Annotated in this window: 24 protein-coding genes; 11 read left to right on the top strand and 13 right to left on the bottom strand. The window is 54.8% G+C overall.

Translation table 11 applies throughout. The features are described from left to right. Positions 1-150: 150 nt before the first annotated feature. On the top strand, positions 151-699 hold the full coding sequence (locus AOA60_RS21330; protein ID WP_034115604.1) for a 3'-5' exonuclease: 549 nt from the start codon (positions 151-153) through the stop codon (positions 697-699). 28 nt (positions 700-727) lie between these two features. On the opposite strand, the gene AOA60_RS21335 is transcribed toward AOA60_RS21330, so the two are convergent. The 12 genes from AOA60_RS21335 to AOA60_RS21390 all read right to left on the bottom strand — a co-directional run bounded on the left by AOA60_RS21335 (position 728) and on the right by AOA60_RS21390 (position 15,896). Next, a complete protein-coding gene (locus AOA60_RS21335) occupies positions 728-1,210 on the bottom strand; it encodes a Mov34/MPN/PAD-1 family protein (RefSeq protein WP_034115605.1) in 483 nt (160 codons plus the stop codon). Continuing rightward, positions 1,207-2,991, bottom strand: a complete 1,785-nt coding sequence (locus tag AOA60_RS21340; protein ID WP_099586112.1) for a ThiF family adenylyltransferase — start codon at positions 2,989-2,991, stop codon at positions 1,207-1,209. The genes AOA60_RS21335 and AOA60_RS21340 overlap by 4 nt, the downstream gene beginning before the upstream one ends. Further along, entirely contained in the window at positions 2,975-4,225 is a 1,251-nt protein-coding gene (locus tag AOA60_RS21345) for a nucleotidyltransferase (RefSeq protein WP_033897209.1), read from the bottom strand. Before AOA60_RS21345 ends, AOA60_RS21340 begins: the two co-directional genes overlap by 17 nt. Beyond that, entirely contained in the window at positions 4,226-5,392 is a 1,167-nt protein-coding gene (locus AOA60_RS21350; protein WP_099586113.1) for an SAVED domain-containing protein, read from the bottom strand. A gap of 353 nt (positions 5,393-5,745) precedes the next feature. After that, complete coding sequence (locus AOA60_RS21355) at positions 5,746-8,889, bottom strand: efflux RND transporter permease subunit (protein WP_099586114.1); 3,144 nt, start codon at positions 8,887-8,889, stop codon at positions 5,746-5,748. Beyond that, a complete protein-coding gene (locus AOA60_RS21360) occupies positions 8,886-10,367 on the bottom strand; it encodes an efflux RND transporter periplasmic adaptor subunit (protein ID WP_099586115.1) in 1,482 nt (493 codons plus the stop codon). The genes AOA60_RS21355 and AOA60_RS21360 overlap by 4 nt, the downstream gene beginning before the upstream one ends. After that, complete coding sequence (locus AOA60_RS21365; protein WP_099586116.1) at positions 10,364-11,620, bottom strand: TolC family protein; 1,257 nt, start codon at positions 11,618-11,620, stop codon at positions 10,364-10,366. The genes AOA60_RS21360 and AOA60_RS21365 overlap by 4 nt, the downstream gene beginning before the upstream one ends. A gap of 100 nt (positions 11,621-11,720) precedes the next feature. Then, the gene (locus AOA60_RS21370) at positions 11,721-12,062 is read right to left on the bottom strand and encodes a hypothetical protein (protein WP_080377434.1); all 342 of its coding nucleotides are present in this window, start codon (positions 12,060-12,062) and stop codon (positions 11,721-11,723) included. Positions 12,063-12,135: 73 nt separating this feature from the next. Beyond that, positions 12,136-13,074, bottom strand: a complete 939-nt coding sequence (copD, locus tag AOA60_RS21375; protein WP_024014908.1) for a copper homeostasis membrane protein CopD — start codon at positions 13,072-13,074, stop codon at positions 12,136-12,138. Between the two features lie 3 nt (positions 13,075-13,077). After that, positions 13,078-13,461: a copper homeostasis periplasmic binding protein CopC gene (gene copC / locus AOA60_RS21380; protein WP_024014909.1), complete on the bottom strand. Its 384-nt coding sequence runs from the start codon at positions 13,459-13,461 to the stop codon at positions 13,078-13,080. 360 nt (positions 13,462-13,821) lie between these two features. Further along, positions 13,822-15,210: a heavy metal sensor histidine kinase gene (locus AOA60_RS21385; protein WP_099586117.1), complete on the bottom strand. Its 1,389-nt coding sequence runs from the start codon at positions 15,208-15,210 to the stop codon at positions 13,822-13,824. After that, the gene (locus tag AOA60_RS21390; RefSeq protein ID WP_019816984.1) at positions 15,210-15,896 is read right to left on the bottom strand and encodes a heavy metal response regulator transcription factor; all 687 of its coding nucleotides are present in this window, start codon (positions 15,894-15,896) and stop codon (positions 15,210-15,212) included. The genes AOA60_RS21385 and AOA60_RS21390 overlap by 1 nt, the downstream gene beginning before the upstream one ends. Before the next feature lie 204 nt (positions 15,897-16,100). Here AOA60_RS21390 and AOA60_RS21395 point away from each other — a divergent pair, with 204 nt between their 5' ends. From AOA60_RS21395 to AOA60_RS21410, 4 genes are all read left to right on the top strand, one after another. After that, positions 16,101-16,454, top strand: coding sequence for a co-regulatory protein PtrA N-terminal domain-containing protein (locus AOA60_RS21395; RefSeq protein WP_099586118.1), 354 nt, complete (start codon positions 16,101-16,103; stop codon positions 16,452-16,454). Positions 16,455-16,610: 156 nt separating this feature from the next. Then, complete coding sequence (locus AOA60_RS21400) at positions 16,611-17,144, top strand: plastocyanin/azurin family copper-binding protein (protein WP_099586119.1); 534 nt, start codon at positions 16,611-16,613, stop codon at positions 17,142-17,144. A 181-nt stretch (positions 17,145-17,325) separates the two neighbouring features. Further along, positions 17,326-19,683: a heavy metal translocating P-type ATPase gene (locus AOA60_RS21405; RefSeq protein WP_099586120.1), complete on the top strand. Its 2,358-nt coding sequence runs from the start codon at positions 17,326-17,328 to the stop codon at positions 19,681-19,683. 111 nt (positions 19,684-19,794) lie between these two features. Continuing rightward, positions 19,795-19,995 carry a heavy-metal-associated domain-containing protein gene (locus AOA60_RS21410; RefSeq protein WP_099586121.1) on the top strand — a complete coding sequence of 67 codons (201 nt, stop codon included), beginning with the start codon at positions 19,795-19,797 and terminating at the stop codon, positions 19,993-19,995. 110 nt (positions 19,996-20,105) lie between these two features. Here AOA60_RS21410 and flgB read toward each other — a convergent pair whose 3' ends face one another. After that, positions 20,106-20,519 carry a flagellar basal body rod protein FlgB gene (gene flgB / locus AOA60_RS21415; RefSeq protein WP_099586122.1) on the bottom strand — a complete coding sequence of 138 codons (414 nt, stop codon included), beginning with the start codon at positions 20,517-20,519 and terminating at the stop codon, positions 20,106-20,108. A gap of 324 nt (positions 20,520-20,843) precedes the next feature. On the opposite strand from flgB, the gene AOA60_RS21420 reads away from it, so the two are divergent. The 6 genes from AOA60_RS21420 to AOA60_RS21440 all read left to right on the top strand — a co-directional run bounded on the left by AOA60_RS21420 (position 20,844) and on the right by AOA60_RS21440 (position 25,690). Then, positions 20,844-21,050 (top strand): co-regulatory protein PtrA N-terminal domain-containing protein, encoded by a 207-nt coding sequence (locus tag AOA60_RS21420; protein WP_019816895.1) that lies wholly within the window; start codon positions 20,844-20,846, stop codon positions 21,048-21,050. A gap of 177 nt (positions 21,051-21,227) precedes the next feature. Continuing rightward, a complete protein-coding gene (locus tag AOA60_RS21425) occupies positions 21,228-23,213 on the top strand; it encodes a copper resistance system multicopper oxidase (RefSeq protein ID WP_099586123.1) in 1,986 nt (661 codons plus the stop codon). A 12-nt stretch (positions 23,214-23,225) separates the two neighbouring features. After that, the gene (locus AOA60_RS32300; RefSeq protein WP_143522470.1) at positions 23,226-23,474 is read left to right on the top strand and encodes a hypothetical protein; all 249 of its coding nucleotides are present in this window, start codon (positions 23,226-23,228) and stop codon (positions 23,472-23,474) included. After that, positions 23,446-24,420 carry a copper resistance protein B gene (locus tag AOA60_RS21430; protein ID WP_178075383.1) on the top strand — a complete coding sequence of 325 codons (975 nt, stop codon included), beginning with the start codon at positions 23,446-23,448 and terminating at the stop codon, positions 24,418-24,420. The genes AOA60_RS32300 and AOA60_RS21430 overlap by 29 nt, the downstream gene beginning before the upstream one ends. 9 nt (positions 24,421-24,429) lie before the next feature. After that, positions 24,430-25,233 (top strand): cytochrome c, encoded by an 804-nt coding sequence (locus tag AOA60_RS21435; protein WP_099586124.1) that lies wholly within the window; start codon positions 24,430-24,432, stop codon positions 25,231-25,233. Continuing rightward, positions 25,223-25,690: a DUF411 domain-containing protein gene (locus AOA60_RS21440; protein ID WP_039593193.1), complete on the top strand. Its 468-nt coding sequence runs from the start codon at positions 25,223-25,225 to the stop codon at positions 25,688-25,690. The genes AOA60_RS21435 and AOA60_RS21440 overlap by 11 nt, the downstream gene beginning before the upstream one ends. Positions 25,691-25,803 lie beyond the last annotated feature (113 nt).

A 25,803-nucleotide genomic window follows, 5' to 3' on the forward strand; every position in this document is an offset into this window, starting at 1 on the left:
GGAATGGGCAACCGCTGACAGACACTGCCGCTGCTCGAACGCCGGATAACGAGTGAAAGGGCAAAAAATGGGTCAACGGCTATACCTGCCTTTCCACCTTCACATGGCTAAGCCTGAGCGTGATCAGGTAACTACACGAAAGGATATGACATGCACCCTGATGAGCTTTATGTTTCCGTCGATGTCGAGACGTCTGGACCTATACCAGGCGAATACAGTCTGCTTTCCATTGGAGCTTGTCTTGTAGCCCAACCTGAAACGTCCATCTATCTTGAACTACGACCTGACAGTCCGAAACACGACCCCGAAGCGCTGGCAGTATCGGGGCTGAGTCTGGAGAATCTGGAGCGTGATGGCCTCGCTCCGCAACAGGCGATGCTGACATTTGATCAGTGGCTGAAATCGTCCTGCCAAACGGGGCAAAAGGTCATTTTCGTAGGACTCAATGCGCCGTTTGACTGGTCATTCGTCAATTACTACTTCCACAAATACCTGGAAACCAACCCCTTTGGTTTTACCGCCATCGACATGAAGGCCTACTTTATGGGCGCTTTAGGTTGCAGCTGGCAGGAAACAAAATCATCCAAAATGACCGCTGCGCTGAAGCCACTCAGCGAGCCGAACCATAACGCATTGGATGATGCCCGCTTTCAGGCAGAGCTCTTCGCCCTGATGCTAGCGGGTAAAGATAAACGCTGACCTGCCTTCCACCTCACGGACTTAAAGCTCATCTGACCCAGGCTGCCTCAACATATCTGCCGTCCCTGAACGACCACGCCTTGATACCTTCAGGTTTTTCGGACTTGCCGACAATAACGGCTATCGGGTGCGGCAAATCCTGCGTGTAACGTGCGGCAAATTTGGAGAAACTTCCGATATCTGCCGGAGAGATCACCGGAACGGATTGGGGGTGTGTATGCCAGTAGCCCACCAGACGTAACCCTTGTTCGTTGGCAGCCCTAATCTCCTGACGGCACCGCTCCGCATCCAACTCTAGCCAAGACCAACCTGACCGATCGGCGCGATGAGGCACCGTGGCCAAGGCCAACAGCAGACCTTTCGGATCAACCGGATTGACGAATAACTGTCCCCCTCGCTCCACGCCAAAAAGGCCCTGCCGATGACTATCGAAGATGTTCGCGACAGCTTGGGACACCAATAGCTCGGTATTCACCTCCGGCCATCGCCAGCGCCATGCGATATCCGTCATACCGTTTCGTCCTTATCTTCCGGCCATCCACGCTCGAGTAGGATTTGCTGCGCCCCCTCTGGCAGTTTGGGCCCAAGGTATTGGCCTCCCAGGCTCAGCACATCTTCAGGTCTGTAAATGCTGCTGACCCAAGATGCAGTGGCGATGTTGCCAGTCAATGCGCGAAGGGCCGTGTGCGACACCATAGAGGCGATATTGGTCATCCCCAGCGAGCCGCCTGGGATAAAGCTCTCCCCACAGGCGGGTAGTGGAACAACACCTCCTCCCGGCCACTCTGTAAATCTATTCAAGAAATCGCCGACGTTCGTGAATAGATGACGGCCATCAAACGTACCGGCTGGTGCGAATAGCGCATGACCTACCTGGGTATGCGGTTCGCTCCAGGCTTGTAAGAGCCCCCAAGGAGCGCCGCTGGATTTCGCTCGCCATACAGTGACCTCCGACTGCCAATCTGCTGTCGTGATCACCACCAGATCTGCGTTATCGAACACTTCTGGTTTGCTGCTCATCACCACTTCGGCAAAAGTCGAATAAGCGGTGCATTCTGTCGTCGGAAGATCTAACAAAATCTTGTCCCTCAACGCTGAGGCTTTCAGTCTCCCTAGGCTATCCGCTCCAAGAACATGCCTCCCCAGATTGGCTGATACCAAGGTGTCAGGATCGATGAGGGTGAGGTGGCCGACACCGGATCGTGCCAACTGTATTGCCACCGCACTGCCTAACGAGCCAACACCAACGCAAACTACCCGAGCACTTTCAAGGTGCTGGGCAGTGCCGCTTATATCGCGGGACAGAATGGACGCTCGATCAAGCACGTCCAGGGCAGTTGCCCGGACGAGCGCCGGAGGATGTGCATTTGCGATAGCTGGCCGGCGGCGCGCTGTACGCAAGCCGAACTTTGCCCCCCGCTCCTGCTGTACGCCAAGCGAGCGCACATTCAGACAATATGTTGGAGCATCTGCCCCTCCTGGAAGCTCCAGAACAATCCATCGACTCGCCAACGTTCCATTCTGCTCAAACCATGCCAGCAATTGCTCGGCATCGTCGGGTTTAAGGTGGGGCGTTAGCCACGGCAATAAATCTTCTGGATCCGGGGTGCGGATATCCGGATAAGTCTGAAGCTTGACGTAAAAACCGGGAGTTTCGGCCGCGCGAATAACAGCGGAACGCCCGACAACCCGTCGGTAATGCCCTTTGAGTGCAGCTACGTTCGATGCTAACCAAACCGTTTCCTGACCGGATGGCACAGCCCGGCGCGGATCGCTGAGTGCAAACAACTGCGAGGCAGCCTGAGGTCGATCCAACAGTAAAAGGTTCTGGAATGACTGACCGTGCTGAAAAGACCAGTAGGTAGTGATCTCGTTCTGAAATTCGATATCGCGCGTTGCCTGGCTTGATCCCATCTTGGACAACGAAACGATCTGTGCCAAGCGAGCAAGGCTGTCCTCTACCACAACCTCCGGGGAGCCCATGATGGGGCGTTCCTGAAAGCCATGAAGGCAAAGCCCCGACCTGGTGGCATGCGGCCAAACCAGCCATGGAGAGGGTTCGACGTTCAGCCGCAAGAGCCCACGGGGAAAATTGGAGGGGAAACCAATACGCAGTCGCCGCTCCTGCCCCGTGTAATCGATGGGCAAGGGAAAGTAAAAGGACGCCGCTTCGTCAGCCCGCATGGGTGCGGGCTGGAGCAATGCATCGGCAGCGTCCTGACCTAGGGTATTTCGCAGTGCGGCGATTCCGCGCTGCAATGGCGTCGTAATAGGATCAACCAAGGCGTCCAACTGGCTTTACGCTCGACTGAGAGGTTGCGCCACCGCTGGCCCCTCCGAAGAGCGAACCCATCGAAGCAGAGTTTCGAGTAGTGCCATCCGGTCGGCCGGGCATGGTCCAATTCGCAGGGATCTCATTGTTCACTGCCGTAATGAGTGCCGGTGCAATACCGAAATTCTTTTTCACTGCCTCGGCAAAGGAATCATTGGATTCAAAACTTTCCAAACCCAGTGATACGGATGCACTGGCGTCCGCATGCCACTTGGCAAATGCTTGGCGATAGCCTTGCCCTTCGCCTGGTCGATTCCACTTTTCTGCAAAGTTTTCGCCGTTATCGGCAGGGTTGCAGACAAAGCAATCGTTTCCTCTATGCGCGATGTGCTGCGGCATTCTGCGGACGATTTCCAAAATTGCATCAAGCGGAGCCAAAGGCTTCGACTGCGATTCCTTCACGACATCCAGATATGCGTGAGTGGCCAGGGTGGTGATGACCGCAGATATGGGGCGTGTATCAGCGCTCCTTGTGTTGATGGCCCACTCATCGCGATGCCGCTTGAGCAGCTTAATGGTTGCACGCAGGGGATCTTGATCGATGTAATCCTGATAATGCGGCAAAGGATCTTGTGTCGCGGCATCGAGCATTCGCTGGCTTTTGGCAACTACCAAGCTTTCCAGAGAGATTTCCTGGGCGGAGGCAACCTGTAACCAATTCGAGTACGGGATAGGGCTGCTTGCTTTCCACCCTGTGACCCGATCTGGAACCTCCAGCTTTCCCTCGCCGTTTGCTTCGCCATTTCCGTTGATTGCGCGGGCAGGCGTGACGTCGATGTGGAAGCCTGGATTTTCGTCGGCATAAACGATGCGGATGCCACGACGTAACTGTTTAACTTCTTCCTGAACGCGGGAGCCTTCCCTAAAACGCTGCTCAATCGCTTCTAAAACTTCCTTCGCACTAGCGCCTTGAGCGTGAGGGAGCCAGATAATCGCGTCCGCATCAATGGTGTCCAGATCCGCAGGCGCGCCCGGGATTGGCTTGATGGTCGTTTTCAGCCGCATCGAGCCTTGAACAAAGATGTGGGCCTCTGCGAGCAGCGGGTTGTCGGAAGCCGAGAGGATTTTTTCCAGTTGGGAGTAGCGGTCATTGATTTTTTCGTACTGCGCTTCCGACAGCGAGATCTCCCGCGCGGCGCGAAGCAGAAAATATTCCCAACTGCTGCGCTTGGTCTGTTCGTTGCTCAATAGCATTTACCTAGCCTCCTGGGCCACCGAGCCCAATTGCAGTGTTTGCGTAAACCGATCATGGTTTTCTTTGTCCCGATCGAAGATCAGGTACGTATGTTGATGCTGCGTTGTGAGCAACGCGCCAAACTCGATGGCCAATGCCGCAGGAATTGCGGCGAAGACGTGGATAGGGTCAGGAGTCAGAGCTTCAAGCTGGCTCAGCCGTATTTGAAGTGCGTCGCGAAAGGCATGAATCACTCGACGGTTCTGTACCATCGCATAGCTTGGTTCTGGGATCGCCAGCTCTGCAATACGTGCACCGGGCAGAGCGTCAGTCACGTCGCGAACTGGGACTTGCGCAGAAATAGAAAGCACCAGCGCCAGTGGCCCGTCGCCTTCGGGGGGAGGTGTAAACAAAAAAGCGGGCGGCTCGGCGGACTGATCGGGCCAGCGCAAACGATGTTCGCGGTGAAAGGAGAAGATCAAGCGCTTGGAACGGTCGCCGATACTCTGGCCCAGCATCATCAAAGCCGGGATGTCGGCCAAGCCGACTACTGCCAGCGCAGGCGAATCGCCGTAGGTGCCGCCGCGACGCTTGAGTTGCTGTTCCAGCTCATACTGGATGCTGTCTTTGACGTTTTGCCAATAGGTAGCGTCGCGGCCGCGTGGTCCGGGCGCAGGGAAAGTGATTTTGATGCCTTGATCGAAGGCGGTTAATCCCTCGGCGGACATCGCAGTCAACAGATCGCGAACGGGAATATCGTTGATTGTCTGAAAATGCTGACTTTGGACGATGAGAGGAATGGCTCTACCACCATCGGGGGTCGTTGCGGCGAGTCGGATGCGTTCCAGGTACGCTTGGTGTAAACCACTCAAATCATTTTCAGGATACCCATCTGCGTCACGATCAATTTTGTCATGACAACCTGGGCACAGGAGCATCAGATTAGCGGTATCGTTTGTGTGCGCCTCAGCATCATGATCGGCGCGTCCCCGAGGGCCTTTGGGACTGGCGGGCAGAATATGCGCCACTTCGCCCCATCTCATTGGCTTGCCGGCACGATAGTCGAACGTCAGATCCGTACCGCACAGTTCACAATGACCAGCGGTCTGTGTCCATACGATCCGCTTCGTCTCATCATTTGTGTTGAAGCGCCCGCTTGCGGGCTTAGCGTCTTCTTGTTCTGCCATTCCGACCTACCCCCGAGAAACATCCATGATTGAAAACGATGATGGCAAGATAAGATCATATTAAGGTCATTTGCCTCAATTTCAAGAGAGATCTGTGGGTGACGAATGCTGAGTCGGCTTTGAGTCAGAATGCTTTTCTGGGTCATCGAAACACAGTGGTGGCAGCGTTCGTTCTCAGGCAAGTGCTGGTGGGTCATGGCACTGACCACAGCGTATGTATCGAAATTAGCGAGTTTATGCAAAAGACATAAACTCGCTAATTTCAATACACATCGCGAACAGGACTGATGAAAACGAGCTGTGCAGAGCAAACGAGGCTGCAAGTGCAGCCCCTTTTGTACATTTTCTACGCGTCAGTCCCTGCCAAGCTCAGCGGATAGGTTTCGGCGGCGCATGAGCTGATAGGCCGCTGGAATGACAAACAGCGACAGCAAGGGCGCCGTGACCATACCGCCAATCATCGGGGCGGCAATGCGGCTCATCACCTCGCTGCCGGTACCGCTTCCCAGAAGTATAGGTAACAAACCAGCGATAATCACCGCCACGGTCATGGCCTTGGGTCGAACGCGCTGCACAGCGCCTTCACGAATCGCGGCCATTAACTCGCGTTCTGTGTCGTCACCGAGGTCTTGACGCTCGGCCCAGGCATTTTTCAGGTAGAGCAGCATGATCACGCCAAATTCGGCAGAAACGCCGGCCAAGGCGATAAAGCCGACCCCGGTGGCAACCGACAGGTTGAATCCCAAAAGATAAAGAAACCATGCACCGCCCGTGAGGGCAAATGGCAGCGTGGCCATAATCAGCAGGGCCTCGTCAAAGCGGGCAAATGTCAGGTAAAGCAGCACGAAGATGATCAGCAGCGTGGCAGGGACCACCAGTTTTAGTCGTGCGTTGGCCCTCTCAAGAAATTCGAACTGACCTGAGTAGCTCAGGCTCATGCCGGGCTGCAACTTGACCTGCTCGCTGACGAGCCGGCGCAAATCGGCGACTACGGAGGCAATGTCCCGGCCGCGCACGTCGATGTACACCCAGCCTGAAGGCCGTGCGTTTTCACTTTTGAGCATCGGCGGCCCGTCGTTGACCTTGATCTTCGCCACTGTGCCAAGGGTGATCTGGCTGCCTAGCGGGGTGTAAATTGGCAACTGCTCCAAAGCGCCAAGCGAATCCCGCCACTCCCGAGGGTAACGGACGTTGATAGGGAAGCGTGCAAGCCCTTCAATGGTCTCGCCGACATTTTCACCGCCGATAGCGCCGGCCACGATTGACTGCACATCGGCGATATTCAGTCCGTATCGGGCGGCGGCTTCTCGGTCGATATCCACGTCGATGTAACGTCCACCGGTTAATCGCTCGGCCAGAGCCGAACTGACACCGGGTACGCCCTTGGCCACTCGCTCGACCGCTTGAGTCGCGGAATCAATCTCCGTCAGATTGGTGCCGGCAATCTTTACACCAATCGGACTTTTGATCCCCGTAGCCAGCATGTCGATTCGGTTGCGAATCGGTGGTATCCAGATATTGGTCAGCCCAGGAACCCGCACCACTCGGTCCAGCTCCTCCACCAGTTTTTCCTGAGTCATGCCTGGGCGCCATTGCTCCTGCGGCTTGAACTGGATAGTGGTTTCGAACATCTCCAGCGGCGCCGGGTCGGTGGCAGTTTCGGCACGTCCCGCTTTACCGAAGACATGTTCGACCTCCGGCACGGTTTTTATCAGACGGTCGGTTTGTTGCAGCAGTTGCGCCGCTTTCTGTGCGGATAATCCGGGCAGGGCCGAAGGCATATAGAGCAGGTCGCCCTCATTCAAAGGCGGAAGAAACTCGCCACCCAAGCGCGACAGTGGCCATAGCGCACTAAAAAACACCAACGCCGCCACCAGCAGCGTGACCCTCGGTCGCCGCAGCACTGCATCCAGAGCCGGCTGGTAGATCCGGATGAGCCAGCGGTTCAGCGGGTTGTTTTTTTCACTAGGAATCCGTCCCCGAATCCAATAGCCCATCAACACCGGCACCAAGGTCACTGACAATCCTGCTGCTGCGGCCATGGCGTAGGTTTTGGTAAAAGCCAGCGGGCCGAACAACCGCCCCTCTTGCGCTTGCAGGGTGAACACCGGAATGAACGAAAGGGTGATGATCAACAAACAGAAGAATAGAGCTGGTCCAACTTCAGCCGCTGCTTCGGTCATTACATGCCAATGACGCTCACCCTTCAGTTCCTCACCAGGATTGGCGACGTGCCAGGCCTCAATCTTCTTGTGTGCGTTTTCGATCATTACCACAGCAGCATCGACCATGGCGCCGATGGCGATGGCTATCCCGCCCAAGGACATGATGTTCGCGTTAATCCCTTGGTAGCGCATGACAATAAAGGCCATCAGCACACCGACCGGCAGGGAAATGATCGCCACCAGGGACGAGCGCAGGTGCCAAAGAAAGATCCCGCAAACCAATGCGACAACGATGAACTCTTCGATGAGCTTGTGGCTGAGATTTTCCACAGCACGGTCGATCAGCTTGCTGCGATCGTAGGTGGTGACGATTTCCACCCCGGCCGGCAGGCTGCTTTTGAGTTCGTCGAGTTTGGTTTTGACCGCCGCAATGGTCTCGCGAGCATTCTTACCGCTGCGCAAAATCACCACGCCGCCAACCGTCTCGCCTTCGCCGTCGAGTTCGGTGATGCCACGGCGCATCTCCGGCCCCAACTGGATCGTGGCGACATCGCCCAAGTTCACCGGCACACCGCCCGATCCCAGCTTGAGGGGGATCGCCCGAAAATCATTGAGCGTTTTCAAGTAGCCGGAAGCCCGCACAATGAACTCGGTCTCTGCCATCTCCAGCACTGCACCACCAGTTTCCTGGTTAGCCTTGCCGATCGCTTCGCTCACCTCGGCCTGCGTAATACGAAGGCTGGCCAATTTGAGCGGATCTAGCTGTACCTGGTACTGCTTGACCATGCCGCCCACAGTGGCCACTTCCGCCACATTGGGCAGGGTCTTGAGTTCAAACTTGAGAAACCAGTCCTGAAGGGCGCGTAGCTGCGCCAGATCATGCCCGCCAGTGCGATCCACCAGCGCGTACTGGAAGATCCATCCTACGCCTGTCGCATCTGGCCCCAACGCTGGCTTGGCGCTGGCCGGCAAGCGGCTTTGTACTTGGCTCAAGTACTCCAACACCCGCGAGCGAGCCCAGTACAAGTCAGTGCCGTCTTCGAACAGCACATAGACAAAGCTGTCACCGAAAAAGGAATAACCACGCACCGTCTTGGCACCTGGTACTGAGAGCATGGTGGTGGCCAACGGATAGGTGACCTGGTTCTCGACAATCTGGGGTGCTTGTCCAGGATACGGGGTGCGGATGATCACCTGCACATCGGACAAGTCTGGTAGCGCATCAATGGGCGTGCTCTGCACCGACCAAATGCCCCAGGCCGTGATGAACAGCGTCGCCAGTAGCACCAGGAATCGGTTGGTTACTGACCAACGAATCAGGGCGGCAATCATGGCTGGCCCCCTGATTTGTCCAGACGCTCAACGCGCAAGCCGTCGTCGGTCTGATTCACACCTATCCGGACCTTGTCGCCCGTTTTAAGGCCCTGCATCAGAGCGGGATTGGCGAGCGGGAACGTCATCGTCATGCCAGGCATGCCCAGCGTCTTAAAAGGGCCGTGAGCGAGAGTGACTTCTTTATCGTTGATCTCAACGATTTTCCCATCCGCTTCATGCAAACCGGCGGCGGCACTGGTGGGTGAAGGTTCCGCTGATTTGGCAACGATGCCTTTAAGACTGGCCTCTGAGTCGAGCAGGAACTGGCCAGAGCTAACCACTTTTTGGCCCTCTTCCAAGCCTTTCAATATCGCCGTCTTGCCATCGCTTTCCTGCCCAAGTTGCACCTCCACGGGACGATAGCGACCGGCGTCTTCAGCGAGCATCACCAGAGCACGTCGACCGGTGCGAATGACCGCCTCGCTCGGCACCCACAGCACACTTTGCTCCGTCGCGCGATTAAGGCTCACGCGTGCGGTCATGCCCGGCCTGAGACGGCCTTGCGGATTAGGCAATTCGACGCGCACGCGAAGGGTGCGACTATCGGAATTGGTTTCTGGAAGAATCGCGCTTACCACGCCGTTGAGCACGACGCCTGGGAACGCGGCCAAACGCGCCTCAGCCACTTGGCCCAGCTGGATCGACCCGGATTCAGTCTCCGGGACCGCCAGAGCCAGCCAGACGTTACTCAACCCATTCACGCGTGCCAGCGTTTGGCCGGCAGCCACTGTCATACCTTCGCGCACATCGAGTTCTTGCAACACCCCACTGATAGGGCTGGTGAGGGTCAGGTTCGGTTGGACTTTGCCACTGCGCTCTACTTGAGTAATCGATGCCGCCGGCATCCCGGTAAGCCGCAAACGCTGGCGAGCCGCTGCCAGCAAGCCCGCATCGCCGCTACGCTTGAGTGCGAGAAACTCCTCCTGAGCCGCAGCCCACTCCGGGACAAGAATATCCGCCAAGGCGGCGTTGGCTTTGATCACATCGCCAGGAGCATGGGCATACACGCGCTCGACGAAACCCGCCGTACGGGCCTGGATGACGGCGACGTCACGCTCGTTGAAGGTCAATACACCGACAACGTCCAGACTCGAAGCAAACACACCTCGATTGACCGTAGCCAGTCGCACACCAAGATTCTGGGTCAGGCTTGGATCAATGCGAACAGTGGCGCTGTCCCCCTTGCTATCCGCGTACTGAGGGACCATCTCCATGTCCATGAAGGGCGACTTACCCGGCTTATCGAATTTCTGTTGTGGGTACATGGGGTCGTACCAATACAGAACCTTGCGATCGACTGATGGCTCCGGCTTCGGCTCCGATGCTGCATCCGGTACTGCGCTCACCCTCGGTTGGGCCAACCAGTAACCACCGGCAACGCCCAAGGCAATTGAGATGCTGACAACAAAAACCCCTTTCCATGTTCGAGAGATCATTGAGCGGACTCCCCATAGGCGAAATACAGGCGAGCGCTGGTGAGAGCACGCTGCTCTTCAACATCAATCTGCTTGAGACGGGCTTCGATAAGCTCGCGCCGAGCGGCCACGACGGAGTTCAGATCGCCTTTGCCGGCGCGATAGCTGGCCATAGTGAGCTCGACCTTTTCTTTAGCCAAAGGGAGCAGGCTGGTCTGGGCTCGATGAACGGCGCGGTTCAGGCGCTCATAGTCCGCTAACTCATCCTCCAATTGCTGGGTGTGCTCGCGTGAAAGGACTTCACGCTCAGCCTCAAGCTGATTGAGTTCCGCATGCTTGGCTGCGATTTTTGGGTTTTGTCGCGAGTCAGGAAACAGTGGTAGATCCCATGAAAACTGCACGCTGACCATGTCGCCGAACTCTCGGCCGCGATGCTGATAGTCGACTTCCCAGCTCCAATCAGACCGCTTTTCCGCTTCGGCCTCGCGGACCCTGGCCTGCGCTTCGCGGGTCATTGGGGCAAACGCAGCCAATTCTGGGTGATGTTGAACCTTATGAGAGTAACCAGAGGCTTCTACAGGCCATTCAGGCAAGCTGCCCACGGGTTTATCGTTTGCGGCTGGTCCAATCCAGCGCTTCAAAGCTGCTCGGGCTTGCGATCGCTGGCGAATCAGATCGTCCTGCTGCTCTTCCAGTTGTGCCGCCTCCTGTTTGGGCGTGACGGCATCAGCAGGTTGAGCGCGGCCACCGGCAATCTGCGCGCGGACGGTATCGGCCAGCAGGCGGTTTTCCCTATAGAAGTCCTGGAACAGCGCGTCTTTACGCTCAACGGAATAGCTGCTGATCCAGGCCAGCGCCGTGGCCTGACGAACCTTTAGACGTTCGACCTGACGCTCAGCGGCAGCGCGCTCAATGGCTGCATCAGCAACCTCAATTCGGGCTTTTCGTTTGGCGCTGTTGGGCATTTCCTGACTGACACCGACCATTTGCATGGTCATGAAGTCCTGATCGATGCTCCAGCGATCCGGCCCCCCAATGGGATAGTTCTGTATACCTACCAGCAACTTGGGATCGGGTAGTTCCCCGGCTGGGATGGCTGCGCTAGTGGCGGCACGAATTTTTGCATCTTGTGCAGTCAGCGACGGCGCATTGGTTTCAGCCAGTTGCAAAGCATCATCGAGTGTCAACGCAGCAGCGAAACTCGGCGTGGCCAATACGCTTGCCGCCAAGATGGCCACGAGGGGCCGCCCTGTGCAATAGCACTTGGATTTCATGTTCACGATTCCTGTGATGATCCACTGCGTGCTTCATGAGAGATGCACGCAGATATCCCATACCGCCTGACGCGGAATGAGGCTCAGTGTGGTACAGGAATCAAATGCGGGGAGGTCGCCATACCCCTGATGGGGTTTGCACAGGATGGGAATCTATGGAGATGGACGCTGCGAGGGGGCTCGACAGGGTCACCGGAGGCTTGATGATGGAGACTTGCAGCATGCCGCCGGTCTTGCACTCCTGGCCCGGCTTACAGGGTTTACCGTGCTCGGTTGGGCTTTTCATGTCATGGCAGCAGTCTTGGCCCATGCCGTCCATCATCGCCATGCCCATGGTTTGCATGGGGCACGGCTCTGTCGGCGCCTGAACACCCGCCATCCCGCTGAAGGGAAGCGCCAGGCTAATCAGGAAAATCAGGCAAAGCCGTAGATAGCGTGTCATGGGCTGAAGTGTAGCCAGTAGAAATGGTGCTAACAATCACGTTCTAGGCTTCTTGGTTAGCTGCCAGAAACCTCTATTGCGCGCTCATTTCCATTTCAGGACTTAGCGTGCCTAACCATGCGACAAGACAGATGATGAGGATTGCCATCAGGAATTCGAATTTCATGCTGCGGCGCAAGGCATTGACCGCTACAGAGTATTGACCATTGCGAACCGAGCGCTCCAATAGCGGGCTTAAGTGAAAGCGGTTCAGCGTCGCTAAAACGATCATCCCGGCAAAGAGCAGGATCTTCAAAAACAGCAACTGACCATAGGTACTGAGCATGACCTCATCAAGGTTGGGACCGACGATGAAAAGATAATTTACAACTCCCGTAACGCTTATGATCGCAACAATCACACCGCCGGCCGACTCAAAGCCAGTCAGCACGCGGGCAAGAATACGTGCTTCCTCCTCACCCTTCAGCGATTTCAACCGCAGCAGTAGAGCGAAGGCCGCTAGAGCACCCAACCAGCCACCTGCCGCTAATAAATGGAAAATGTCGCTGAGAAAATGCCAGTAGCGGCGGCTGCCTTCGTCCATGGCACCATGCCCTGTCCAGGCTAGCGTGGCCAACGCGATTGCTCCACAGGCGGTGACGATCCAGAGGCTGGGTGTCGGATATCGTTTATTCAACGCGACGCCCAGAATTGCCCCCACCAAGGCGGCTATCCGAACCATCCAGGTCAACCCAACATCGGTGCCCATGATGACCATTTCAAAAATGTGGTGATGTAGCTCCATAAGCTCCGATACACCGCTCATTGCTTTTGCAAGCAACAACATCGCAGCAAGGGACAGAGCTACACCTGCAATAGAAGTACCGTAAAGAAGCGACTCAAAGTTCAAGACCGTGCCCGATACCCTTTCCTTTCCCCTGAGACTGTACAAGCCGAATATGGCCAGTCCAAATAACAACATCAGGTCAAAATAGAGAGCAAAGCGAACCACGATATTTAATGAGTCGCTCATGGATCATTTCACTTTGAATGAAAAGTTGCCGGTGATCGGGTGGGTGTCCGAAGACACTGCACGCCATTCAACTTTGTAGGTACCGGTGGTCAGCGGTGCAGCCGGCGTAATCACCATCGTTTTCGGATCACCACCAGCAGCGACAGCGGCCTTTACACCCATGGGGGAGTTAGGCATGCCAGGCATGTCGGTCATGATCAGCTTTGCACCGGAAAACTGAGTGGTGAGATTCTCAGAAAAATGCAGTTCGATTTTCGACGGAGCCGCCGCATCCGAGCCTTCTGCCGGAGTGGAAGAAAGTAGTTTCGGATGTGCCTGGGCCACTGCACTCAGAAGCAAACCAGCAGTGATTGCAACGGCCACGGACGTAGTTTTAAGGAATGACATGCAAGACTCCTCACAGCAAGCGCTGTTGATTCGAGGTTTTTTGGGAGGAACTAGTTTTTAATTTCTTTAAAAACCACTGTTGATTAACTCGGAGCCCCCGTCCTCTTCGCCAGGTTGAACAGGAGAAACTCGCTAGCCCTAACGTTACAGTGCGAGAACACGATGCCACACGATCACAAACTGTTCGATTACATTTCAGTCAGCTTGATCCGATGTTTGGCATCGAGTCGTTGAGCGTAGCAAGGCCTGGAAAAGAGACGGCATACCGCAGGACCGGGGAGTTAAATCGATCTACAAAATCCGCAGAGGCGTAGCTAAGCGCAGAACGCCAACCCGCCGATGATCACAAATGTTCGTCGCTCAGCTAACCGTTGAATCGACGGCCGGAAACTCAAGATGAAAAGCCGTTTTTCCGTCGCCTGACGTACACCAGATCTTGCCATTGTGCGCCTCGACAATTGATCGGGTAATCGACAGACCTAGCCCTGCGTTGCTTGGACTTCCTTCTCGCCGCGCTGGGTCCACGCGATAAAAACGATCAAACAGCTTTTCAAGGTGTTCGGGGGCAATGGGCTGACCATGGTTTTCCACGACAACCGTTACCGACGCGTCCTTGTGCTGAATATCGACACTGATTGACGTCCCTTCATAGGTATAGCGCAGCGCATTTGAGAGCAGATTTGAAATAGCCCGGTCTAGCATAAGGGCATCACCTCGCACGCTCCCCCGTCCTGAAACCTTGAGCTCGATCCCGCGTTCATCCGCCAAGAGGCGATAGTACTCAAGCAATTTTTCCACGACCGCCACCAGGTCTATTGGCTTGTTCTCGTGGGTAATTAGACCGTTGTCTGACTTCGCCAGAAAAAGCATGTCATCAATCATCCGGCTCATGCGCTTCAAGTCATCAAGATTGGAGTACAAATTGTCTTCGTAGTCCTCGATGTTTCTTTTTCTTGAAAGCACCACTTCAGTGTGGGTCATCAAGTTGCTCACGGGGGTCCGTAGTTCGTGGGCAATGTCTGCCGAAAAGTTGGATAACCGGACAAACGCATCGTCGAGCCTGGATAACATGGCGTTGAACGACAACACCATCTGTTGAAGCTCTTTCGGAACGGGTGCCAGGGGAATACGCTCCTTGAGTGATTTTGCTGACATGGAGGCAGCAACCCGTGTGACCTGGCGGATAGGCCGCATGCCACTGCTAGCGACCATCCAGCCGAGTGCAGCACTGACCAATGCGCTGATCACCAACCCTATCCAAAACCATCGTTCGAGCGTCTCGAAAAAGGACATATGCTGCGTCACGTCAAAAATCAACATGACAGTTAATGGCTTTTCTTGTCCCGTCACTACGGATTGCGCAGTCACACCACGGAACATCTGCTCTTGCTCCCGCCATTCCCAGACGGTTGTGTTTGTGGTTGTGCGAAAGGCCTTCGGAACGTCGACCGGGCCGGGATCCGCAAACAGCACCTTGCCGTCGCCATCGATGATAAGCGCAGTCAAATCACGGTGTGCGCCCAGCAGCGCTTCTAACTCCGGTTTAGCCTCGCTGAATTGATCGATGTTGCTCAGCCCGGACAAGATCCGCTGGGTCGAATGGAGTTTTTCGTACAACGCCTGCTGATCCAGCATCTTGAAATGATGCCGGCTGAGGTTATTGAAACTGAGTCCGGCGACCGTGAGCACGGCCGTTACCGCGAGCATAAACATCAGGCTCATACGAGTCGTCAGGGACATCCGGTTCATCACGACTCCGAATCTGGTGCATCGAGCATGTAACCCATTCCCCTTGAGGTATGAATCAACTTGACCTCAAAATCGTCGTCTATCTTGGCCCTGAGCCGTCTCACTGCAACCTCGATAACATTGGTATCGCTGTCGAAGTTCATATCCCAAACCTGGGAGGCGATAAGTGATTTTGGCAGCACCTCCCCTCGACGACGCAGCAGAAGCTCAAGCAACGCGAACTCTTTGGCCGTAAGGTCTATGCGTTTGCCTCCTCGGATGGCTCGACGCTTGAGCAGGTCCACTTCAAGGTCAGCCAGTTTCATAAAGGTTTGCGAAGGTGCGCTGCTACCTCGACGCAGCAACGTTCTGACTCGAGCAAGCAATTCAGAAAACGCGAAGGGTTTGATCAGATAGTCATCCGCACCGAGTTCAAGTCCCTTCACTCGGTCTTCAACGCGGTCTCTGGCAGTGAGAAAAAGCACCGGGACGTCTTTCCCGGAAGCGCGAACCTTCTGCAGGACTTCCCAGCCATCCAAACCCGGCATCATGACGTCGAGAATCAGCAGATCATAGGCTTCGCTCAAAGCGTGCTGAAGCGCCTCTTTTCCATTCGTGAACCGGTCGACATTGAACCCGGCCTCGTTGAGCCCTTGCTGCAAATAGATACCTATTTTTGGTTCGTCTTCAGCGACAAGAAGTCTCATGAGGTCGTTCTCAGATAATGGTTAAGCGAAGTCTGCAACGAAAACTGGCAGCCAACCAGCAACTGACAGAAAAGTAATCTTGGCTTCAGGTAGATGTCAGCGAGTGCTGGCTAGGGTTCAGACATGAGCATTTCATTGGTGCTCGACCGACCTCTGAGCGATGAATCGTATGGAAGTCGGATTCCCTCATGAGGAGCTAACCCTATGAACCGCCTGAAAATGCTGTTTTTTGTAAGCTCGATACTCGTCTCGGCTTCTGTGTGGGCTGAAAGCGGTGGAGATCGTGTGATTGAGCGTATGGAAGGTTTGCGCGAAAAGGCCGAAGCCACGTTGATGAAAGCTGAACAAGCCCCTGAAGGAGAGCGTCACATCCACATGGCAGAGCACATGAAGATGCTTGGAGACATCATGAGCCAACTCCACAACGATCACCCAGATGCCTCAATGTCACCGCAGCAGCATCTAGCCTGGATGGAGAAGCACGACAAAATCGTCGATGACGTTTTGCGCCAGATGCAGCGCGAGCACAAATTGATGCTTTCAGGAAACCATCAATAAACGCCCCTGGATAAGTACTTGTCAGCATCTTGTTGCGGCGTCAATTGGACGCCGTATCTGTTTATAAAACTGACAAAGAAGTAATGCCCAAGTCAGTTAGCTGGCAGCTGAGCATCATTAGCATAGCCAATGTTCCCACGTATTCCTGAGGTCACCATGAAAACTACGCTCGCTACCCCGTTCATCGCAGCTATGACCCTGTTTTTCGCTGCCACGGCTATGGCCAATGCAGGGCATGAACAAGACGACATAGGTCAGCCTGGTGTGGCCTCTGACGTTACCCGCACGGTAGAGGTCGAGATGGGCGACATTTTTTTCAAGCCTAAAAGCATCGACGTAAAACCTGGTGAAACAGTCCGCTTTGTCCTACACAACGAGGGTTCGCTGCTGCATGAGTTCAACATCGGCAAAGCCGCTGCTCATGTAGCACACCAGAAAGAAATGGCAAGTATGTTCGAGAACGGAACACTGAGCCCTACCGGTACCGGGAAGATGAGCGGCATGAGCCACGGCATGGGCGGAATGAAGATGGTGGCAATGGAGCATGACGACCCTAACAGTGTCCTGATTGAGCCTGGCGCAACCCAAGAGCTGATCTGGACCTTCAACGACAGTGCAGGGCTTCAGTTTGCGTGCAACGTGCCGGGGCATTACCAATCGGGAATGGTCGGCGAGTTTGATCTGAAATAAACCGGAGTCGGCTGTTTCTGCCGGCCCAACGCAAGAGTTGGCTACGCTATGTCGCAAGGAACATAGCAACGCTTACTCAGCCTGGGTCCGGGCGCAAACATCACCGCACCACTGTGGCGCCGCAAATCACCGTTGTACTGAATATGCTCATTTCTAGTAGCACCTTACAAGGGGAATAGACATGCCTACCACATCTGGCCATCACGACCATAATCACACCCATGCTGCTTCCCGGGATGATGCTGATCTACATGACCCGGTGTGTGGAATGGCAGTCACTTCGTCGAGTAAATTTGCTGAGACTTACCAGGGACAGACGTATCGGTTCTGTAGCCTGAAATGCCAGGAGAAGTTTCGAGCGGACCCTGAGCGCTACAGTGGCCACGTGGTGCGCGACGAGTCAGGCAGCACAACGCCCGAGTCTGCGGTACAAACGGGCGCTGAATTTACGTGCCCGATGCATCCTGAAATACGGCAGACCGGACCCGGTAACTGTCCTAAATGTGGCATGGCACTAGAGCCTGTCATGCCGGCGCTTGATGAAGAAGAAAATCCTGAACTCCGGGATTTCAATCGCCGCTTCTGGTGGTCGCTGCCCTTAACCGTGGTCGTAACCGTGCTCGCGATGGCGGGTCACTCGTTACAACTTCTTCATGGTTCGACTCAAAACTGGATTGAGTTCGCTCTGGCGACACCCGTGACCTTGTGGGCAGGATGGCCTTTTTTTGTAAGGGGACTGGCCTCGGTTAAAAATCGCAGTCCCAACATGTGGACTCTGATTGGGTTGGGCACCGCCGCAGCTTATCTGTACAGCGTCATAGCAACGCTCTTCCCCGAAAGTTTTCCCGCCAATTTCATACAAGATGGACGTATCGGCGTTTACTTCGAAGCGGCAGCGGTCATCATCTCGCTCACGTTGCTTGGCCAGATCCTTGAGCTCAAAGCCCGATCACAAACTTCCGCCGCCATTAAGTCTCTTCTCGGCCTTTCGCCCAAAACTGCACGTCGGATCAATGCCAATGGCCAGGAGGAAGACATTCCTCTCACCCATGTGCACCTGGGAGACCACTTACGGGTGAGACCAGGTGAAAAGGTGCCAGTTGATGGTTCGGTACTTGAGGGTGAAAGTGCGGTGGATGAGTCGATGCTCACTGGCGAGCCAGTCCCGGTAATGAAGAAAGCTGGAGATAGCCTGATCGGCGCCACGCTTAATACGCATGGAAGCCTGGTAATGGAGGCGCAGAAGGTCGGTGCCGAAACCATGTTGTCTCAGATCGTACAGATGGTCGCGAGAGCTCAGCGTTCCAAGGCGCCGATGCAACGAATGGCCGACTCGATTGCCGGCTACTTCGTGATGGGTGTTATCACGATTGCGATAATGACATTTATCGGTTGGGGGCTTTTCGGTCCTGAGCCCAGTTGGGTGTTTGGTCTAATCAACGCTGTCGCCGTGCTGATCATCGCTTGTCCCTGTGCGTTGGGACTTGCTACGCCTATGTCGATCATGGTGTCGACAGGTAAGGCAGCCAGCATGGGTGTTTTGTTCAGAGATGCCAGTGCAATTGAAAGCCTTTGCAGAATCGACACGCTGATTGTTGACAAGACAGGCACCCTGACAGAGGGACGGCCCGTGTTTCACAGCGTGGAAGCCACTCCCACCTTCAATCCCGACGACGTCCTTCACTTGGCTGCCAGCCTTGATCAAGGTAGCGAGCATCCTTTAGCACATGCGATCGTCGATCACGCCCGAGCCGAGAACATCAAGCTCACCAAGCCCGAATCCTTTGAGTCTGATTCGGGTATCGGGGTCAGTGGCGTTGTCGATGGCAAAAAGCTCCAGCTGGGGAACACAGCGTTGATGGAAGCCGCAGGCGTGAGCACCAACTCCCTACAAGAGCGCGCTGAGGTGTTGCGACTTGACGGCATTAGTATTATCTACCTCGCAGTCGACGGCGCATTGGCAGGACTGTTGGCCGTATCAGATCCGATCAAGCCAACCTCAAAAGAGGCCGTCACCAAGCTTAAGGCTCACAACGTGAAAATCATCATGGCTACTGGGGACGGGCTTACTACCGCTCGGGCTGTCGCCAGGGAAATGGGGATTGAAGAGGTCCACGGTGAAGTCAAACCCCATGACAAGGAGCGCCTGGTGGCAGATCTACAGCAACACGGGCGAAAAGTGGCCATGGCGGGTGACGGGATCAACGATGCTCCGGCCCTAGCGCGAGCAAATGTCGGGATAGCCATGGGAACGGGGACTGACGTGGCGATGAATAGCGCGCAACTCACGCTGGTAAAAGGTGACCTGATGGGGATCTTACGAGCACGAGCTCTTTCAGTCGCCACAGTTAAAAACATGCGCCAGAATTTGGGCTTCGCTTTTCTCTACAACTCAATGGGTATACCTCTTGCCGCTGGTTTGCTCTATCCATTGACGGGGCACCTCCTGTCGCCAATGATCGCTGCTATAGCCATGAGCGTCAGTTCTGCATCTGTAGTATTCAATGCATTGAGGTTGAGGAATAGTCGAATTGACTGAGCGTCGATGACGCTCACGAACTTAATCAGATAATCGTTGACCTTGCCATGGTGTCAACGTCGATGCTGTCGTTGCGGGGAAAAGACACCGCTCAGCACGAGGGTAATTAACATGGTCGTCTTAGATGTATCAGGCATTGGTTGCGGCAGCTGCGTCGGCAAAATCACCAGAGCGATCCAGGCACTGGACAACAACGCTACGGTCTCCGTCGATCGATCAACCGGGAAGGTGAGTGTTGAAAGTAGCGAAAACGCGGAACAGCTTCGTAAAGCTGTGGAGGCGGTTGGTTTTCCTTCCAAGATCAGCCGTTGAACGGAGACTCCTGTTCCTGAGTAGAGCGTCGTCTGGAGGTGAATACCTTTGAATCCGAAAGTACCTGAGCCGCTGTATCAGCCAAAGTTGGCTCGCATGCGCCTACGCTGCTAGTCACCGCGCAGAGCTTTGAGCAAACCCTTGAATGCTCCATTTAACCGAGTAAAAGCGGCATCGAAACGTATCGCGTTTTCCGTGTATTTTGCGACCTCGACCTGCTGATCGACAGTATTTTGGTCCAAGGCAGGTTGAGCCGGTGTGCTGTAAAGCAAGTCGCGCCCGTACACAGCCACTGCCGATTCTTTCTTAAGAAAATGCTTTGCGTTTGTTGTTTTCAAAGAAAACGCAGTGGTAGCAGGTTCTTTTGTTTGGCTGGCGAGCACAGCAGAAAAATCCAAGTCCTGGGCTTTGAAGTTCGGAGTGTCAGCGTTGGCGATATTGTTACTCAAGATCTCAGCTCTTTGGCCGCGATAAACTAACGCTCTTTCTGCGAAGCCTAATGCTTTCTCAAAATTAATACTCACAATTAATTACCCTCGGTGGTATTACTATCTTTTTGCTCATCGACACTCAGCTTGCAGCAGCGCATACAAGTCTTCTATTAATTTTAATGCAGAGACCTAAAAGCATCGCCTCCGTAAGAGCTAACGAAAACCAAGCAATGATTACACTTCAATCTCATATTCGATCAAGAAAAATATCCCAAACTGACACAACTGTAATCTTGGCCTAAGCTTCCTGACAGGGGATGTCTCTTATAGTCCAACTGAGCCTATTGCTCACCCCCAAAGAGTCCAATCCATGATGTGATTCAGAGGGGATATTTTCACACACCTGAGATAGCCCATATGAACACCATCAAAACCTTGTTCGTCGTCGCAGCGCTGACTGTTTCCACTCTGGCCATGGCTGAAGGCGGCGGTGACCGGACTTTCGCACGTATGGAAGTGGCCAGGACGAATTCGATGGAATCGTACCAAGTAGCTCAAACGCAGAGCGCTCAACCGCCTGTCGCTGAAAGCAAAGCCAAAGCGATGGATCATAAAAACTGCTGAACGATTGGGCACGCGGCCAAGCTGACAGAAATGTAATCACGAAGGTGGTTTAGATGTGGCAATTTCTGAGCTCGCTTGCAATGAAAAATTCGTCTTTTTTTCGGCAAGCGAAGCTCATCTTGCCAACTCACGGGTTGATTTGAACGGCTCCCTTTTGACTGATCGGAAATAAACGGCATGCATTCCAAACCCTCTAGACGGACATTCGTTAAAGGCCTGGCCGCCGGCGGCATCCTTGGCGGCTTTGGTCTGTGGCGCACTCCTGTATGGGCAGTGACCAGTCCAGGCCTGCCGAGCGTCCTCACCGGCAACGAATTCGATCTGTTTATTGGTGAAACGCCGGTAAACATCACTGGCTCGCCGCGCACAGCCATGACCATCAATGGCTCGTTACCGGGGCCTTTGCTGCGATGGCGCGAAGGGGAGACGGTCACTCTGCGCGTGAAGAACCGTCTGGACCAAGACACCTCCATCCACTGGCACGGCATTATTTTGCCTGCCAACATGGATGGCGTACCGGGTTTGAGCTTCCACGGCATCGCGCCCGACGGCATGTACGAATACAAGTTCAAGGTCCATCAAAACGGCACGTACTGGTACCACAGCCATTCTGGGTTGCAAGAGCAGGCAGGTGTTTACGGGCCAATAGTCATCGATTCGAAAGAGCCTGAGCCGTTTCAATACAATCGCGACTATGTGGTTATGCTGACTGACTGGACCGATGAGGATCCTGGTCGCGTCATGGCCAAACTCAAGAAACAATCGGACTACTACAACCACCACAAACGTACCGTGGGCGACTTCATCGACGACGTCAGCAAGCAAGGTTGGTCTGCTGCCGTCGCCGACCGGAAAATGTGGGCCGAAATGAAAATGAACCCAACTGATCTGGCAGACGTCAGCGGGGATACCTACACCTACCTCATGAATGGCCAAGCGCCGAACGGCAACTGGACCGGTATTTTTAAGCCTGGCGAGAAGCTACGCCTGCGCTTTATCAATGGCTCAGCGATGAGCTATTTCGATGTTCGCATTCCGGGTTTGAAAATGACCGTGGTGGCGGCCGACGGCCAATATGTCCAACCAGTCAGTGTCGATGAATTCCGAATCGCCGTGGCAGAAACCTATGATGTGATTGTTGAGCCTGTCACCGAGGAGGCTTACACAATCTTTGCCCAGTCTATGGATAGAACCGGCTATGCGCGGGGGACCTTGGCAGTTCGTGAAGGACTGAAAGCACCGGTACCGGCGATCGATCCGCGTCCGCTGTTGACCATGGATGACATGGGCATGGGCGGTATGGCTGGCATGGACCATGGCAGCATGGCTGGCATGGGCGGCGGCGATATGAAACAGGGTGACATGTCAGGTATGGCTGGCATGGATCACAGCAAGATGCAGGGAATGGACCAAGGTGACATGACCGGGATGACCGGCATGGGCAGCGGTGACATGACCAACATGGCCGGCATGGACCATAGCAAGATGGCAGGTATGGACAAAGGTGACATGTCCAACATGGCCGGCATGGACCACAGCAAGATGGCGGGGATGGACAAAGGCGACATGTCCAACATGGCCGGCATGGCCGGCATGGATCACAGCCAGATGGCAGGGATGGGCGGTATGGGAGGCGAGATGCAGTCTCACCCAGCGTCCGAAACCAACAACCCGTTGGTTGACATGCAGGCCATGAACCCAACGCCAAAACTGAACGATCCAGGTATCGGGTTGCGGAACAACGGTCGACGAGTGCTCACTTACTCAGATCTCAAGAGCACTTTTCAAGACCCTGATGGCCGAGAGCCCAATCGCACCATTGAGCTGCATCTGACCGGTCACATGGAAAAGTTTTCCTGGTCCTTCAACGGCATCAAATTTTCTGATGCTGAACCCCTTCGTCTCAAGTACGGGGAGCGTCTTCGCATCACCTTGGTAAACGACACCATGATGACGCACCCCATCCACCTTCATGGAATGTGGAGCGACCTTGAAGATGAAAACGGCAAGTTCATGGTACGTAAGCACACAATCGACATGCCACCGGGTACCAAGCGCAGCTATCGAGTCACCGCCGATGCTTTAGGTCGCTGGGCCTATCACTGCCACCTGCTTTTCCATATGGAAATGGGCATGTTCCGTGAAGTACGGGTTGATGAGTAACGGAGACGATCTGTGAGCACACACCTAAATCGTAAATCGCTGGTCGGTTGCCTCTTTGCCTTTGGCCTGATGGCTGGATTCTCCTGCGTAGCATTGGCAGTCGAAGAACGTGGTGATCATTTACCTGCTACTTCTGCGGATGCGCCGAACAAGACTGCGACCACGTCAAACGAGGCAACGCCGAATCACGCGACGATGCCTCATACCAAGATGCGCCATGAGTCGATGGATCATGACCAAGAAAACAAGAAGGCGGATTGAGATCATGACCAGGAATTTTTTACGCCCAACGTTGATGGTATTGGCAGTTTCTACGAGTCCTGTCTTCTTTGCCGTGGCTCACGCCGCTGAAGAGATGGATCACTCCAAGATGAACCATGGCTCCATGGGAGCGATGGACCATAGCAACATGGGGGCTATGGACCACAGCAAGATGAAAATGGACGACGGTCAAATGACCGGCATGGAAAGTATGGATGAAGGGACGCCGACAACCAGTCGAACCCCTGTCCCCGTACTTACCGATGCTGACCGTGCAGCCGCCTTTCCAGATGTCGCTGGTCATGGTGTCCACGACAAAACAATCAACTCTTTCATGCTGCTGGATAAGTTTGAATACCAGGATGCTGACAACGGTAGTGCGTTGGCCTGGGATGCGAAAGGATGGATCGGCGGTGACATTGATCGGCTGTGGTTGCGCTCGGAAGGCGAACGTACCAATGGCGTGACGGAAAGCGCTGAATTATCCGCGCTCTGGGGGCACTCCATCGGACCGTGGTGGGACGTCGTCACCGGTGTACGACAGGATTTCAAACCAGGGTCCCCTCAAACCTGGGCCGCACTTGGCATTCAGGGCATGGCCCTCTATAACTTCGAGGCCGAAGCGACTGCCTACATCGGTGAGAACGGTCAATCGGCTGCTCGGCTGGAAGGCGATTACGACATTCTGCTGACGAATCGATTGATCTTGCAGCCGACGGCCGAGGTCAATTTTTATGGGAAGAATGACCCTCAGCGCGGCATCGGGTCCGGACTAGCCAACACCGAAGTGGGGCTCCGATTGCGTTATGAGATTGTCCGCCAATTTGCCCCTTATATCGGGGTGAGTTGGAGCCGTTCTTATGGCAATACGGCAGACTTTGCACGTGAGGAAGGTGAAGATGCCAGCGAGGCACGCTTTGTCGCCGGTATCCGGATGTGGTTCTGAGAACCGGGCATGAAGATTACACTGAAGGCGCTGATAGCTGCTGGTCTGGCCACCGTAGCAGCGGCTGCCGGCGTGGTGTATTTCGGCGTGATCAATGTCGGGGCAGATGATCCCCACTCTGCCCCCGTCTACGCACTACTTTCTATTGCTCGGGATCGCTCGATCGAAGTGCGCTCGCGCGACATTCAGGTCCCCGACCTGAGCCAAAAAGCCCTCATCCGTGAAGGTGCTGGCAACTACAACTCGATGTGTGTCGGTTGCCATTTGGCTCCGGGCCTTACAGGCACCGAACTGAGCAACAGCCTTTACCCCGCACCTCCGAACCTTTCGAAACTGGGCGTCGATGGGCACCCAGCCGCAGCTTTTTGGATCATCAAGCACGGCATTAAATCCACCGGCATGCCCGCGTGGGGCAAAAGCATGGCCGATCCCTACATATGGGGGATGGTCGCATTTCTCCAGCAACTCCCGTCACTGGATGCAGAGCAATATAAAGCTCTGATCACGAGTAGCGGTGGCCATCAACACGGTGGTGGCGAAAGCGTGATGCACAACCATGAGGGTCAGCATGGAACGACCCAGGGGCAAAGTGGCGCAGGTGCTGCCAACCAAAGGGCGGAAGTCCGCGCTCATGATGACGAGAAAAACACGGCACATGCCCATGGCCCCTCCGCAGCGCTGTCTGCAAATGAGCCTGCTGACCACGCCGATCATAAGGGTGGGGAAGCTTCAGATGACGCGGCCCCGACTCCAACCGTACAGCCCAAATCACATACACATACTGATGGGAAGGAACATACCCATGCGAAATAATTCTCTTCGTCGCAGACGGGCACTTCGTCTCGCTGCTTTCGTGGCTCTGTTCATCAGTTCAGCCAGTCACGCAGCAGAGCCATTGACGATCGATGTACATCGCGACGCTAATTGCGGGTGCTGCAAGAAATGGGTCCAGCACCTTGAAGCCAGCGGCTTTACCGTCGTTGATCACGTGGAAACCAACATGAGCGCGATCAAGCGCGGTTTCGGAATTTCTCCTGAGCTCTCGTCCTGTCACACAGCAACCATCAACGGAAAGTTTGTTGAAGGTCACGTGCCCGCCGAGCAAATCATTGCGATGAGCAAACGTGATGACCTGCTCGGGATTGCCGTTCCAGGCATGCCGGCCGGCTCCCCAGGAATGGAAGTGGACGGGAAACATGACGCGTATAAGGTAATCGGCTTGTCAAAGGCAGGCACAGACCACGTCGTCGCTGAATACCCCGAAAACTGATCTTCTAATCTCGCTCCTGCATGGTGAAGGTCATGGCCGTGCAGAGGACATAGCTCATTTCGAACGTAAAAAAGGCGCCACTAGGGCGCCTAAGCCACCTCCCAAACCAAAGG

The organism is Pseudomonas sp. 2822-17, from assembly GCF_002742485.1.
Taxonomy (GTDB): Bacteria; Pseudomonadota; Gammaproteobacteria; order Pseudomonadales; family Pseudomonadaceae; genus Aquipseudomonas; species Aquipseudomonas cyclaminis.